The sequence below is a fragment of the Leisingera aquimarina DSM 24565 genome (genome assembly GCF_000473165.1).
Taxonomy (GTDB): Bacteria; Pseudomonadota; Alphaproteobacteria; order Rhodobacterales; family Rhodobacteraceae; genus Leisingera; species Leisingera aquimarina.
On the sequence record NZ_KI421506.1, the window covers coordinates 61618 to 77233 of the forward strand.

Here is a 15616-nt window from a genome sequence, read left to right on the forward strand (position 1 = left end):
TCTTCCCTTACGCATTACGGATCGCCCAAAGCTCCATCTTGAGCCCCGGATACTGCCCAGACACATGCACCGCGATGCCGCCCGAAGTGGTCATCTTGCGCCAATAGGGGCTGTCCGCATCCATCTCGAAATAGACCACGCCGGAGTGATAGGGGATCTGCCGCGGTGCCACTGGCAAAGGCCGCAGGGTGATCCCCGGCAGCGCCGAGTTCACCAGTTGGCGGATCTCCTCGACGGGGCCGATCTTGGCCTGGCCCGAGAAATGCTTGCGCACATCCTCGGCCGGAATATCCGCGCTGACCGCCAGCACAAAACCAGCATTACCCAGCAGTTTCCGGTCGGCAATGACCCCCACCGAGATACCGTATTTGCGCGCCTCCAGCTTGATCGGGATCGCGGTCTGCTCCAGAACCGAGCTCAGGTATTGGCGCAGCACCCGGATCACCGGCGCAAAGCATTCGACCAGATTGTCATGGGTATAGGGCGGAAACTCCGGCGCCTGTTTTTCGGTCGACATGAACACCGACAGCTCCCCGGCCAGCCCCGCACAGGCGGTGAACAGCCGTTCGGGATGGAGGTTCTCGATATTGCGCAGATGGCGTACTTGCGGCAGCATCCGGTTGACCACTGCCAGCAGCATGAAATCCGACACATCCGCCACCCCGCGGGCGCCGCCGGCCTCTGACAAGCGGCCCGCCAGCGCCTCCATCCGGTGCGCCAGCAACCCCTCCAGCTCACGCAGGAAACCGCTAAGCGCAGGCGCCGCCCGCACGTCCAAGCAAGCCGGGACAAAGGCCTGATCAAGCACGATCTCCTTGTCCGGGCGCACCTCGATGATGCGCGCCACGGGGATCGCCAGCAGATCGGCCAGATCGTCCACCTCCAGCGCAAACTGCAGCCGCATCTTGCCCACATCCAGCTCCACCGGCTTACGCTCGGTCGAGGTCACATCGGTCACTTCCTGCTTGTCCGGGCGCAACCGGCTGGCCGAACGTTCGGCGCCGCTCAGATCTACCTCGGTGGCGCCCTGGCGGCGCTGCGGCACAGTCATGTAGACGATGCAATCCTTGACCGTCGAGGGCACTTCCATCGCCGGCGGGTGCGGGTCCGCCATCGGCACCCGGAACACGGTGCCGTCATGGGTCAGCCCCTCGCAGGACTTCACTGCGAACTGGCCGATCTTCAGCGCCTCATGGTCGATCTCCAGCCCGTTCACGCCCCAGGCATAGGGGCTGAGCCGCCGCGCCAGCCCGGCAACCAGCGCCTCGTTATACCGGTCGGACTGCTGGAAGTGATGCGGCTGCAGAAACAGCCCCTCCGTCCAAAGTACTTTACTGTCCCAGGACACCGGGATCTCCTCTCAGTTGCGGGCACGCGCCAGCGGCGCGGTGCGCATCAGTCCTTCAGCCTGTCCAGCTGATCCTTGTAGGCACGCGCAAACTCGCGGCTGAACAAGTCGTGAAAATCATTCTCAGCCTGATCGGAAATCTCCGCATACAGCTGTTCGTAGACGTCCCAGTACTGCGCCTTCTTGCCGCGCAGGAGGTCCTTGAGGCCGCCCTTGGTTTCGATCTGGCTCTCCAATGCTTTGGGATCAAGCCGTTTCAAGACACCTTTCAGCGCCGCCTCCATGCCGGTGACCATCGCCACCTCATGTGCCTTGATATCGCGCAACGCCTCTTCGGCAGCCGTCTCTGGCGACAAGTAGCCCTTGGTCGCCGGACGCACCATCGCTTCAACCGCCTGCTCCGGCGTAATCGAGAATTTCAGCGGGTTGTTTCCACCCGCCGAGATCATCGTCTGTTCAATCCGGAATTCGGATTTGATCGAGGTCCGCGTCATCAGGATTTCGCGCAGGCCGATGACCAGCGTCCGCATCACCCGGCCCATGCGCGCCATGGTGCTGGCGTGTTCCGCCGGATCAAGGCTGACTTCGGCGCCCGCACCCTTCAGGAACGCGGCCACCGCGTCTTGCGACTCTGCTGACGGAGGCGCCGCGGATGCAATGGTTTTTAGCTCCCCGGCAGCCCTATCCTGCACCGGCGGTATCTCGGTCGGCGGTGCGGGCGGCACTTCCGGCGGCGGCGCTGCGGGCGGGGTTTCCGGCACCGGGGCCGGAACCTCACGCGGCGGTGGCGCGGGTTGCGGATCGGGGGCAGGCACCGGAGTTTCCGGCTCGCCTATTCCCGTCAGGAAATCATCGTCCCAATCGTCCGGGATCATGTTCGACTGCGCCGCAGGCACGGCAAACCCGTCCGAAGCGGTCGGGTTGTGGTTGGCCAGACTGGCCCCCTCCCCTTCACGCCCGTCGCTGGCTTTCTGAAAAAACGGATCTTCTTCCTCGCCCAGGGGCGGCAGCAGTTCATCAATCGGATCCATCGGATTCAGCTGCGCCGGTCCCTTAAGGCCCTCACCCAGCAAATCATCCAGGAAATCACCGCCCGGCCCTGCATCTTCCAGCAGCTGCAGCGGATCCGGCGCATTGGCGGCATTGCCGTGCGAGGCCGGCCCCTGCGCGGCGGGGGCAGCAATCATGCCGCCGACATCCGCCAGATCATCGCGGATTTCCACCACCAGCTCATAGTTGCCGACGCAAAGCACATCCCCGTTGTTAAGCGGCGTCGGTGTGCGGCCCAGCGGAATTTTGGAATAGTTCAGAAACGTGCCGTTAGAACTGAGGTCAACCACCACCACATTGCCATTGTGATCCTCGATCACGCAGTGATTGCGCGACAGCAGCTGGTCCGGGTCCGGCAATACCAGGTCGCAGCTGGCGCCCCGCCCCACAGTCAGGCTCGGCCCCCGCATCGGAACAGGGGCCGCATCGCCGGGCATTGCGCCCGAGCTTTGGAATTTCAACGTCACTCCCATGTTTGGGCTTAACCTCCCACCAGCACGGTGACTTCACCCTTGGCGACCATGCCGCCGCAGGCCGTGTTGTCCAGAATCCGCGCAGCCGGCATGTTGTTGATCAGCACCGTGGCCGAACCTTTGATGATCGGGTGCGGCGAAGGCGCCGCGGTGCACATATCACCTAGGCGGGCAGCCGGCAGATTGGCCACCAGCACGGTCACCGCGCAGGGCGGCAGGATCGGCGTCGGCACCGGCAGCACCGGCGGCGGCGGGGTTGAGGGCAGCATGCAGGCATGCAGATCCGTCATCCGGGCCTGTGGCATTCCCATTACTTACATCCTCTCTCAGCTTTGCGTTGCCGCTTCCGGCACCTGGACCACCTGCCCCTTGCCGCCACGCGCAATATCCAGCGCGCGCTCAATCAGAACGCCGCCGTGTTCTTCAAACTTATCAGACAATTGACCCAAGGCCACCATATTCATGGCAAAGGCCGCCGCCTCGGACGCCCCCGCCGGGGCGGGATATTGATTCAATTCTCCCGGTCCAAGCGTTCCGGCCGCATAAAGCACCGCCAGCGCGCAATTCACCGTATCATCATCCACATAGGCATGATCCAGAGTGATGCGCGCCTTGTCGCGGTTTTCCTCGGATGGCTCAAACACCCAAGTCTCCGACGCGGTCAGCGAGGCCGGATCCTGGTCCGAACGCGGCCCGATGTAATCGCGCGCCGCGAGGCAGGCCCACCACACCCGCTCGCGCGGGGGCAGCAGCACCGCCAGCGTGCGCAGCAGATCGACCAGCGCGCCCTTGCGGTCCAGCTCCTCCAGCACGGTTCCTGCCAGCGCCGTTGGCGGTGCCTCCAGCGGTGTTTTCAGGATGACATTTGCCCGTGACAGCAGCTTGGCCACCGGGTCAGCGGGCATTTTCACCAGCTTTTCAAATCTTGCCGACATCTGCACCACCTAGTTGATCATCGTGAGGCCGCCCTTCAGGGTCAGCATGGCCTCGCCTTTCACGGTGGTCATCGGCGCCTTGGCCTCAACCATTCCAGAGCCTTCGATCTTGATCATCGGCCCCTTGATCGTAACACCGGAATTGTCGATCTTGACCTCGGATGCCCCCACAGTCAGCTTGATCTCCTGCCCCGCCGACATGGCGATCTTGCCCGCGGTCACATCCACCGTCAGATTGCCCATCGACACGGTCTCTGTATGGTTCCCCGTTGAAATGGTTTCGGTCAGGTCGCCGGTGTCCACGTCCAGGGTCATGTTGCCGGTCTGGATGGTCTCGGACTTGTCGCCGGTTTCCACCACCTCGGTCCGGTCGCCCTCATGCACGGTTTCCGTCATGTGCTGCTGGACCGTGAAAACATAGCTCTTCTCGTCCGCCTCAGTGACTTCCGGGTCGGGAGCATCCATGCCAACAGTCACCGTTGAGCGGTCCTTGACCAGCATCTGATGATCCTTCTCGGCCTGCACCCGCATCAGCTCGCTGTCTTTCTTGTCATCGAACATCAGCTCGTTGTAACCGCCGCCGCCCTTGGAGGAATTGGTCTTGATCCCCAGCTGTGTCTGATCGTCGGGGTAGGTATAGGGCGGCATCGTTTCAGCATTGTAAAGCATGCCGGTGCAGATCGGCCGGTCGGGGTTGCCGTCCTCGAACTGGATCACAACCTCCTGGCCCATGCGCGGGATCGCCACCATGCCCCAGTTCTTACCGGACCAGGGCGTCACTACCCGCACAAAACAAGACGAAGTCTCGTTCTTCTTGCCTTCCCGGTCCCAATGAAACTGGATCTTGATCCGGCCATGCTTGTCGGTCCAGATCTCTTCGCCGCTCTGGCCGACCACGGTTGCGGTCTGCAGCCCCTGCACTTCCGGCCAGGGGGTCACCAGCGGCGCCCGGAACTGATCGGATTTCAGAATGGCACTGAACGTCGAGGCATAGACGTCGTGCTCCATCTCCTCGGGCACATCCATGTTGCGCGCCTTTAGGTCGCGCCGCATCGCCCCTTTGGTGGCAACCTCTTTCTTCTGCTGACTCTCCCGCTCACCGTAGTCCCAAGCCACCTTGACATGATGCTCTGTCTCAATGACGAGATATTCCTTGTTGTTCTCCTTCACCGGATGTTTTTCCATCGTGAAGGTGCTGCCGGTGCCCAGGGTCGCCACACTGGACGCGCCGCGCCAGCGGATGTGCCTGATCGCCTCCGCTTCCATCCGCACCCTGGAACGCTTGTCTCCCAATGGGGTCTTGGACGGATAACGGCCCTGGTAGTCATAAACTTCATAATCATCGTAGGAATGGCTGCCCTTGGCGATTTCAGTGGCAGCCTTCAGATCCGCCGAGGGCGTTTCAAAGTTGAAATCATTCAGCGTGACCTTGCCGCGTGTCAGGATCTCATCCTTGGTCCATTCCGAGATATGCTCCTCGCGCCGACGGTCGCTGTCATCACGGGCGTGGAACTCAATCCCTGCGCCGCCCTTGATCGGCGCGTGCCCGCTGACCCCGTCGCACAGCACCAGCTTTTCAATCGCGGTATCGCCAATGGGACTGTCGAAGTAGAAATATATCCCCTCTTCCTCCATCAGCCGGCACAGGAAGGCATAGTCGCTTTCACGGTATTGCAGGCAGTATTCGCGCGCCTCATAGGAATCGCTCAGCTTGTCGGTGAAATCGCTGAAACCGTACTCGCTGAACAGCTGTTTGATGATATCGACCGAGGTCTTTTCCTGAAACACCCGCAGATCGCTGGTCCGCGTCAGCAGCCAGAACCAGGGGCGCACCTCCGCCACATACATCTCGTACCCGTTGCGAAAGCCCAGATACTCGACCGAAATGCACAGCCCGTTGAACTGATGCTCTGTCTGCTGGCGCATCACATGCACATTCATCTGCTTGCCGACCAGATCCTGCAGCTTGGGCTGGCTCTTGGTCGCGGCAAATTCGATTGTGGTCTCGGTCAGCTTGCTCAGCCCCTCGCGCACAATCGCACGGCTCATCATCAGGCCGTCGGTGGAATATGTCCCCGACATCCAGGCGAGGTCGTTTTCATGGCCCTTACTTACAACCATGGGTCCTCCTTTCCGCGACGGGAACCGGGCCGGAAATCGCCGGCAGTGTTCTCAAACATTCGCATCATAAATCATCCAAAAGCGCGGCGAGGTCTGCATCCATTTCGTCATCACCGCCGTCGTCATCGTCATCGCCGTCGTCCCCGAACGACGCCAGCAAGTCGTCCAGATCCCCGAGGCCATCGTCATCCCCGCTGCCGTCTCCAAGATCCAGATCGTCCAGGCCGAGATCATCCCCATCATCTCCGCCCAAATCCAGATCATCGTCTTCATCACCGCCTGCAGGCGCCGCCGGTTCCGGCAGCCCGCGCGGATCAGGCGGCGAGGGTTCCGGCGCAGGCACGCCGGTCCAGGGCCCCAGTATCTCGCTGCCCTTCAGAGAATTAAAGGACGTCAGCCGCACCTCGTCCCGCCCCTTGACCGCGCTTACCGCCATAAATCCGCGTTCCTGCGCCAGCGCAATCTTGCCCAGATCAATATTGCGCTCGGTGCAGGGCAGCGCCACCTGATCGCCGAACTTGTCGTTCACATAATGATAGGGCATCTCTCCCAAAGTCATGATTTTACCCAGCTGCAGGGACGGCCCGTTCTGACGGAACGACCGCCCAAGCAGGATTGCCACCAGCACCACCGGATTCGCCCAAAGCATCCCCTTCAGACCCTCGGATTCGGTAAACTCCTCAAAATCAAACTCATAACAGGGTTCGGTCTTCTCGCCATAAGGGCGGCGCAGCAGGAACCGCGGGCTGACCAGCCCCAGATGCCCGGCCTCTGCCATGCCCTGCAACGTATCCCAGGCCTCGGCCACCAGCTTGGGCCGCTCCGCCTTGGGCGTCTTCAGGAACTCGGGCGAAATCGCGGCAAAGAACGGCGCATCCACATGTGCCGCCACCCGCGCGATGCGTCCGAGCAGTTCCGCATGCGGCGGGGTTTCCTCGAACTGATACATGCCGATCAGCGCCGAATAGCCACCGCGCCCGTTCTCCTCGTCCAGCGGCTCTTCGGTCAGCAGCCGCACAAAACCGGTTTTCGACAGGTCTTCTGTAGCTGCCAGATCCGCCGCCAACTCCTCCGCCGAGATGTCATACAGCATCACATCCAGCGTATCGTCATCCTCGATCGAGCGCGCCATCAGATCCAGCGAGCGCCACTGCGCCTCCACCGATTGGAACTCCGGATGGTGCAGCACCAGCCGCATCGCATCGGACAGCGCCTCATCCACCGCCTTTTGCATCGCTGCTGCATCCGGGTCCGGCAGCGCCCTGATATGCGGGCCGACGACGCGCGCCAGCAACTCCTCCACCGGCGAGGCCGGACGCGGGGTGATGCCGGTTGCCCCGATCAGCTGCTGAAAGGCGCTCAGCCGTTTGTCGGCCGGCACTGAATTTCCCGCCGACGTCCGCTTCGGCGCCCGCGCCCTGGTGCCGTGTTTCTCCGCCCAAGCCTTCAGCGTGCCCGCCGCATGATCCGCTGTCGCGCCGCTTTGCAGCTGTTTGCGCAGCCCCACCAGCTCCGAGAACAGTTCGACATTTTCATACAGCTCATCCGGATGCAGCCCGTCCAGATCCTCCAGCTTGACCGCAATCCCGGCGCCGTCCTTGCCGATCGACAGCACCAGCTCAGTCGCGAAGCTCTCGATCACATCCTCGACCGTATCCGGATCCAGCAGGATCGCTTTGCGGGCCGCCAGCGCATCGCCGGTCTCCAGCTGACCCTTCGCCGCGCGGCCGGAAAAATCACCCAGAATGGCCAGCCGGAACCGCTTGCGCTCCAGCTTCTGCGGGTCAGGACGCTCCGCGCTCATGGTGCCATAAGCGAACTCGGGATCCTCTGATACTTCGACCTCTGCAGCCTCAGCTGCGGGTTCATCACCGCCGGCGTCCAAATCCCCTAGCAGCGCGTCGAGATCATCACCGCCAGCGCCCCCGTCTTCCTCATCATCCTCGTCATCGCCGCCGAGATCCCCCAGCAAATCGTCCAGGTCCATATCGCCATCATCACCCATCAGGCTGTCCAGATCGGAGTCCGCATCACCCAGCCCGCCCAGCAGCGCATCCAGATCATCCTCGGCACCGCCGTCTTCTGCCGCCTCCTCCGCTGAGGCCTCCTCGCCGAGGCCTGCCAGCAGACCATCCAGATCGCCCTCCTCTTCCTCGCTGCCGAGGTCCCCCAAAAGATCATCAAGGCTGGCGTCCTCCATCTCCTCTGCGCCGTTCTCATCAAGCCCGTTTAGCAGCGCGTCCAGATCATCACCGCCCGCCGCTTCATCGTCAGCACCGCCCAATCCGCCAAGCAGATCATCCAGGCTGCTGTCTTCTCTCTCTTCAGCGGCGGTATCTTCCGGCTCGTCCAGACTACCCAGCAAGCTGTCCAGATCATCGCCGTCATCCCCGTCTTCAAGAAGCGCATTCAGTTCGGAACTGTCGTCCTCTGCAGGTTCTGGGCTGTCCAGATCCCCCAGCAAATCATCCAAACTGCTGCCGTCATCCTCCGGCTCCGTAGATGGTTCGTCGCCCGGATCACTCAAAAGCGCATCGGGATCATCCGCGGAGGCATCGTCTTCGGCAAGGTCCGCCAGTATGTCATCAGAGACGTCCACCACGGCGGCCTCTTCGGGCGCATCGCTGCCAAGGCCCGCAAGCAAATCATCAAGCCCGCTATCCCCGGCCTCTTCTTCTGCAGGCGCCTCCAGCGTGTCCAGCGCAGCGCTCAGATCGTTGTCCCCGGCATCGTCCTCCGGTTCTTCCAGCCCGCCGAGGATACCGTCCAGCCCACCCCCCTCTACTGGTGCGTCCTCCGGAAGATCCTCTGCCAGCCCGGCCAGCACGTCTGCGGCGCTGTCTTCGCCGCCCGTTTCCTCAGGCGTCTCAAGGCTGTCCAGCACCGAACTCAGATCTTCACCTGTATCCTTATCTTGCTCCGAGCCGCCCGCCAGCAACCCTTCCAGTACATCACCGGCGTCGTCTTCCGCCGTTTCCGCTGTCTCAACCGAGACCAGGCTGTCCAGTGCATCCGCCGCCGCGCTGCCGTCGGCTTCCTCCACCGCAGCATCGTCCAGCAGCCCGTCCAGAACATCGTCCAGGCCGCCATCCAGCCCGTCGTTTTCAATGCCGTCTTCGGCTGCTGCTTCAGCCAAGCTGTCCAGCGCCGCAGCGGCTTCGCTGCCGTCATCCCCTGCAACCGGCTCAACATCTGAAAGGTCACTCAGAACACCGGCAATATCTTCGCCCTGGTCCTCAGCTATCTCTACCGGGGTCAGACTTTCCAGGGCTGCCTCCGCCGCGTCATCGGCGCCTGCTTCTTCCTGCTGCAAACCGGCCAGCCCGTCCAGAACATCCGAGTGTTCCTCAGGCTCCGGCACCTCCAGGTCTGCCGCCGCTAAGCTTTCCAGCGCGGCACCGGCGGTGTCATCATTGCCGTCTTCCACTTCAATCGCAGCCAGCCCGTCCAGAACCGATGCAGACTCATCAGAGACATCCGCATCCGGAACCTCTGCCGCCGCCAAGCTCTCCAAGGCAGAACCCGCGGTATCGTCTTCCGCTTCATCCTCCAGCGCCTGTTCCGCCAGACCGTCCAGAATGCCGGCGTGATCCTCCGCGGGCAGCTCCGCAGTTTCAACCGCCGCGAGGCTTTCCAGCGCATCATCCGCTGCCGTGTCTGCCTGCTCTGGCACGTCAATCTCCGCGAGCGCATCCAGAACACTGGAATGATCTTCCGTTTCATCCTCCGGCACGTCCGCCGCTGCCAGGCTGTCCAGCACCATCCCGGACACATCCCCGGCGCCGGCGTCCCCGGGTTCCTGCGCCGCCAGCCCTGCCAGCACATCACCGGAGGTATCTGCATCTTCCGTTTCAGGCACATCCGCCTGCGCCAGTCCCTCCAGAACAGAGGCTGCGCCGTCCTCTTCTTCGGGGTCAGGCACATCGGTTGCAGCCAAAGCCGCCAAAGCATCCGCCGTATCATCCCGCTGTTCGGGATCTGCCGGTGCGGCCGCGCTCAGATCCGACAGCACGTCAGCGGTTGTAACTTCCGGTGCAGATTCCTGTGGGGCAGCACCCCGCAATCCTTCCAGAACCCCCGCCGAGTCGTCGTCAACCGCCTGGTCTTCCGGCGCCGCGTCGCGCAGTGCGTCCAGAATTCCGCCGGATGCATCCGCGGGCGCTGCAGCCTCCGGAGCCGCAGCCGCAAGCCCGGCCAGCACATCGTCGCTGGTATCGGCTTCTTCCGCGGGCAGTTCCAGATTGCGCAGGCTGTCCAAAGCGGCCGCGCTGCCGGCGTCCCCCGCCGGCGCCGACACTGCCGCCAGCAGCGACGGGTCGTTCAGGATCGTCTCGATCAGCGTCTCGGCACCGGTCTTGCCGTCCATATAGGCCATAAGGTTCTGCAACTGGGTGCGCGCCTCCAGCAGCGGACGCAGCGCATCCACCTTGGCGGCAATGGCGCCGGGCGAAAAATCCGCCATGCTTTCAAACGTCAGATCCACCGCTAGATTGCCCTCGCCGGTCAGCGTGTTGGGCACGGCAAAGGCAGCGCGCGGCGCCAATGCTTTCATCCGTTCGTCAAAATTGTCGACGTCGATTTCCAGAAACTTGCGGTCTGCAACGCCGGGCTGTTCAACTGTGGATTTGCCCGCCAGATCGCTCATCACGCCCATCACAAACGGCAGCTGCACCTTCTTCTCGGCGCCATAAAGCTCCACATCATATTCGATCTGAACGCGCGGCGCCCGGTTGCGGGCAATGAACTTTTGCGAGCTATCAGCCATTTCCCTGCCCTTTCAGCTGCGCAATCTCCGATCGCAGCGCCTTGATCTCCTCATGCAGCTCCATCACATGCGCGTCCACCACATCGGTCTCCGATTTGACCAGATCGCGCAGTTTCTCGAATTCGGCCTCGGCGTCCGCCTCCACTGCGGTCTGCATGGTGTTGACCAAAAGGCCGATGAACAGGTTCAGAACCGAAAACGCAGTGATCACGATGAACGGCACAAAGAACGACCAGGCAAAGGGGAACTCTTCCATCACCGGCCGCACGATGCCCATCGACCAGCTTTCCAAGGTCATGATCTGGAACAGCGAATACAGCGACCGCCCCAGGGTGCCGAACCATTCATCAAAGGCCTGTCCGTACATCATCGTCGCCATCACGCCGAAGACATAGAACACGATAGAGATCATCACGATCACCGCGCCCATGCCCGGCAAAGCATCCAGCAGCGCCTGCACCACGGCCCGCATCTGCGGGATGACCGACAGCAGCCGCAGTGCCCGTACCACCCGCAGCCCACGCAGTGCCGACAGGCCCTGGCTGTCCGGGAACAAACCAAAAGAAACCACAATCAAGTCAAAGATATTCCAGGCCGAAGCAAAGAAGCGCAGACCATAGGCAAAGAGTTTCAGCGCCAGTTCCAGAACAAAAATGCCCAGAACAACAGAGTCGATGACATCCAGCAGACCGCCAGCATACGCCCGCACCGCAGCAGAAGTGCCAAGCCCCAGTGTGATCGCATTGAAGATGATGATGCCAAGAATGGCATTGGTCACCCATTGGCGCTCAACAAATTCCCGGGCCCGGTCCCGGAGCGTCCCTTCGGTTTGCGCGCTGCTGTCCAATTTGTTTCTCCACCCGGTCTTTCAAGTCTTGCCGGGCACGTTCTGCGCCCGGCGGTCTTTCATCATTCGTCAGGCCGCGTCGAACACAGTCCCGTCCAATGCCTTGCTGGTGATTTTGTCGTAGGCATAGCCGCCGACCGCGCCGCCCACGCCCAGGGCCAGATCCTTGGCGCCGGTGGCAATCGAGTTGCCATCAATCGGCGACAGCGCCAGGGCTGCGAACTTCAGCCCCTCACGGAACACCTTCAGCGCTTTGGGGTCCTTGATTGTCAGCGCCTTCACCCGCTTCATCAGCTCCTTGATATTGCTGGCCCAGCCGCGCGCATCGCTGTACATGATCTGGATCTTATCGATGGCGCTCTGAACCTCGGCATAGTTTTTCGCCAAGGCCGTATCCAGCGCCTTGCTGATCATCACCAGTTGGGTCTTCTTGTCCTTGACGGGATGCTTTTTCAGCTTCTTGCCGACCTCGGCCAGGAATTCCTTTTTTAGCTTTTCCTGCTGTTTCAGAATCTTGTTCAGGTTCTTGGACAGGTCATGCATTTTGACGACCATCTGCGCGTATTTCGCCTTCAGCGTATCAGCCGCATCCTCCACCGTCTTGACCGAAGGCTGCGAGATCCCAAGGAACTCCTGGAACACCGCCGCCGACACCTCATTCGCCGCATTCAGCGCCTTGTTGGAGGCCGCCTTTTCCACCACCGCAAGGTTCTTCACCAGTATGGTCTTGGACTGATCGATATTGATCGCCAGCTTGCCGATGTCCTTGGCCAGCGTCACCCCCGACTTGATCAGGCCGATGATGCCAAAGGCCGCGCCCGCGCCGCCGGAGAACGGCGAGGTCGCCATAGCGGCGATGCTCACCGCCAGACCGGCCAGGGTACCGGCAATGGACACGCCGATCTTGATCTTGAACTTGGACCATTCCTTTTTCTTCTTCTGCAGGCTGGTCCAGGCCTTTTGCGCAGCCAGTTCAGCGCCCTTTTCGGCCACTTTGACGTCATTCTTGATGGCGTCGTTCAGCCCTTTCAGCTGCTTTTCCATGTCTTTATCCGAAGCGCCCTTGGCCACCATCTGGACAAACAGCTTGTCGAACACCTTGCACTTCTTCTCGATGGTGTCCTTGGTTTGCTCCAGCACCTCGCTGGCACCGGCATGGAATTCCTGCTGCAAAAGCGGGTCTTTCTCGACCCCCTTTTCCATCTTCTTGTCGAGCTCGACCACCACTTTGAACGACAGTTTCGGCGGTTCGACCATCTCCAGCCCGGACACTTTAATGTCCAGGTTTTTCAGGTCCATAACAACATGTTTAACCATAGGATTTCCTTCCCACTGATTACCCTCAAGCGCGATCAATCAAACGCGTATGAAAACTCCCCGTCGGTGACGCCAATGGCGACTTTCTCCACGTCCTTGCCTTCCATCAGGCGGCGCAGGAATTCGTTTGAAATATCCGGCAGCATGGTGTTGGTGACGATCGCGTCGATCATCCGGCCGCCGCTGTCCAGCTCCTGGCAGCGGTTGACGATTTCCTCGACCACCGCATCCGAGTATTCGAACGGCACCCCATGGGTTTCCTGCACCCGCTTCTGGATCCGGCCCAGCTGCAGCTTGGTAATTTCGCCGATCATCTCCGGGCTGAGCGGATAATAGGGGATCGCCACCAGGCGCCCCAGCAAAGCCGGCGGGAAAACTTTCACCAACGGATCGCGCAAGGCTTTCGCCATACCCTCCGGTTCCGGCATCAGATCCGGGTCCGAACACAGATCCATGATCGTTTCGGTGCCGACATTCGAGGTCAGCAGGATCAGCGTGTTCTTAAAGTCGATGATGCGGCCCTCACCGTCTTCCATCACCCCTTTATCGAACACCTGAAAGAAAATCTCATGCACATCCGGGTGCGCCTTCTCAACCTCATCCAGCAGCACGACGGAATAGGGCTTGCGCCGCACCGCCTCGGTCAGCACCCCGCCTTCGCCATAGCCGACATAGCCCGGAGGCGCGCCTTTCAAACTGCTGACCGTATGGGCTTCCTGGTATTCCGACATGTTGATGGTGATGACGTTCTGCTCGCCGCCATACAGCACCTCTGCCAGCGCCAGCGCGGTTTCCGTCTTACCCACGCCCGAGGTCCCCGCCAGCATGAACACCCCGATCGGCTTGTTCGGGTTGTCCAGCCCGGCGCGGCTGGTCTGGATACGTTTGGCGATCATCTTCATCGCATGATCCTGGCCGATCACCCGTTTCGCCAGATGTTCCTCCAGGTTCAGGATCGTCTCGATCTCGTCCTTGACCATGCGGCCCACCGGGATGCCCGTCCAGTCGCCCACCACGCTCGCCACCGCCTGATGGTCAACTATCGGCAGGATCAGCGCAGAATCGCCCTGCAAGGTTTCCAACTCGGCGTTCTTGTCCTTCAGCTCCTGCATCAGCTTGGCACGGTCTTCATCGGAAAGCGGGCTGTCGGCAGCGCCCTCCGCTGCGTTATCCCCGGCATCCGGGGCAGCGTCCACGGGCGCGGCCCCCTCCCGGAGCTTGGCGCGCAGCTCCAGAATGCCCTCGACAACCGCCTTTTCCTTGTTCCAGCGCTCTGTCAGCCCGGCCAGCCGTTCCTCCTCAGCTGTCTTGGCAGCCTCCACTGCCTCGCGCCGGTCAGCGACCTCGTAACCCGCGGTCTCGTCGCGGCCGATGATCTCCAGCTCAGTGGTCAACGCCTCAATCCGGCGCTGGCTGTCATCCACCTCGGCCGGCACTGCGTGCTGGCTGACTGCCACGCGGGCACAGGCCGTATCCAGCAGGCTTACCGATTTATCCGGCAATTGCCGCGCCGGGATATAGCGGGCCGACAAGCTGACGGCAGCCTCGATCCCCTCGTCCAGAACCTGCACCCTGTGGTGGCCTTCCAGCATCGAGGCAATGCCCCGCATCATAAGGATTGCCTTTTGAATGCCCGGCTCATCAATCTTGACCACCTGGAAACGGCGGGTCAGAGCCGGGTCTTTCTCAATATATTTCTTGTACTCGGCCCAGGTGGTCGCGCCGATGGTGCGCAGCGTGCCGCGTGCCAGCGCCGGTTTCAGCAGGTTGGCCGCGTCGCCGGTGCCTGCCGCACCGCCAGCCCCGACCAGCGTGTGGGTCTCATCGACAAACATCACAATCGGCACCGGGCTGGCCTGCACCTCGTCAATCACCTGGCGCAGGCGGTTTTCAAATTCACCTTTCATGCTGGCGCCAGCCTGCAAGAGGCCCACATCCAGCACCAAAAGCCGCACATCCTGCAGCGCCGGCGGCACGTCGCCGCGCGCAATCCGCAGGGCAAAGCCTTCAACCACCGCCGTTTTGCCCACCCCGGCCTCACCGGTGAGGATCGGGTTGTTCTGCCTGCGCCGCATCAGAATATCGACGATCTGGCGGATTTCCTCATCGCGGCCGACAATCGGATCGATCTCGCCGTTGCGCGCCTGCTCGGTCAGATCGGTGCAGAACTGCTCCAGCGCCTCGCCCTTGCCCATGGCACCCGGCGCCATCGACCCCGAGGCCTCGCCCGGCTCCGCCCCGCCGCCGGTGACGTTGGAGCCATCCTGCGCGCCCAGCCGTTCTTCGGGCGAGCCATCAGTGGCATCGTTGAAATTATCCGCCAGGTCATCGGCGCCGACGCTCGCCAGCTCCGGAGACATGTTCGACAGGATGTTGCGCAGCGCCGGAGTTTTCAGCATGCCCAGCAGCAAATGGCCGCTGCGCACCTGCCCCGCCGAATACAGCAATGACCCCCAGACCCAGCCGCGTTCCATCGCATCCATCAGATGGTCAGACAGATCCGAGATCGTCGAGGCCCCGCGCGGCAGCATATCCAGCGCCCGGGTCAGTTCGGTTGCGATCTTGCCCGCATCCAGATCGTAATGCTGGATGATCCGGTGAATGTCGCTGTCCTGCTGCGCCAGCAGCTGATGCAGCCAATGCACCAGTTCGACATAGGGGTTGCCCCGCATCTTGCAGAACACGGTTGCGCTTTCCACGGCCTGGTATCCCAGCTTGTTCAGCTTGCCAAACAGCGCCACGCGGCTGATCTCGGTCATC

At 61.8% G+C, this 15616-nt stretch carries 9 protein-coding genes and 1 pseudogene; all 10 read right to left on the reverse strand.

Translation table 11 applies throughout. From position 1 onward, the window contains the following. Positions 1-7: 7 nt before the first annotated feature. Positions 8-1348: a type VI secretion system baseplate subunit TssK gene (gene tssK, locus AQUI_RS0126250; RefSeq protein ID WP_027260160.1), complete on the reverse strand. Its 1341-nt coding sequence runs from the start codon at positions 1346-1348 to the stop codon at positions 8-10. A gap of 47 nt (positions 1349-1395) precedes the next feature. Beyond that, complete coding sequence (tagH, locus tag AQUI_RS0126255) at positions 1396-2865, reverse strand: type VI secretion system-associated FHA domain protein TagH (RefSeq protein WP_342665625.1); 1470 nt, start codon at positions 2863-2865, stop codon at positions 1396-1398. 14 nt (positions 2866-2879) lie between these two features. Next, on the reverse strand, positions 2880-3182 hold the full coding sequence (locus tag AQUI_RS0126260; protein ID WP_027260162.1) for a PAAR domain-containing protein: 303 nt from the start codon (positions 3180-3182) through the stop codon (positions 2880-2882). A gap of 15 nt (positions 3183-3197) precedes the next feature. Continuing rightward, positions 3198-3806, reverse strand: coding sequence for a DUF6931 family protein (locus tag AQUI_RS0126265; protein WP_027260163.1), 609 nt, complete (start codon positions 3804-3806; stop codon positions 3198-3200). A 9-nt stretch (positions 3807-3815) separates the two neighbouring features. Next, complete coding sequence (locus tag AQUI_RS0126270; protein ID WP_027260164.1) at positions 3816-5927, reverse strand: type VI secretion system Vgr family protein; 2112 nt, start codon at positions 5925-5927, stop codon at positions 3816-3818. A gap of 64 nt (positions 5928-5991) precedes the next feature. After that, the gene (locus tag AQUI_RS32375) at positions 5992-9690 is read right to left on the reverse strand and encodes a type VI secretion system contractile sheath domain-containing protein (RefSeq protein WP_342665626.1); all 3699 of its coding nucleotides are present in this window, start codon (positions 9688-9690) and stop codon (positions 5992-5994) included. A gap of 510 nt (positions 9691-10200) precedes the next feature. After that, positions 10201-10692, reverse strand: a pseudogene (gene tssB, locus AQUI_RS32165) (type VI secretion system contractile sheath small subunit); the annotation flags it as partial. Then, entirely contained in the window at positions 10685-11539 is an 855-nt protein-coding gene (locus AQUI_RS0126280; RefSeq protein WP_027260166.1) for an ion transporter, read from the reverse strand. The pseudogene tssB and the gene AQUI_RS0126280, both read right to left, overlap by 8 nt. Before the next feature lie 69 nt (positions 11540-11608). Then, entirely contained in the window at positions 11609-12856 is a 1248-nt protein-coding gene (locus AQUI_RS0126285; RefSeq protein ID WP_245597001.1) for a hypothetical protein, read from the reverse strand. A 35-nt stretch (positions 12857-12891) separates the two neighbouring features. After that, complete coding sequence (gene tssH / locus AQUI_RS0126290) at positions 12892-15615, reverse strand: type VI secretion system ATPase TssH (RefSeq protein WP_027260168.1); 2724 nt, start codon at positions 15613-15615, stop codon at positions 12892-12894. Position 15616 lies beyond the last annotated feature (1 nt).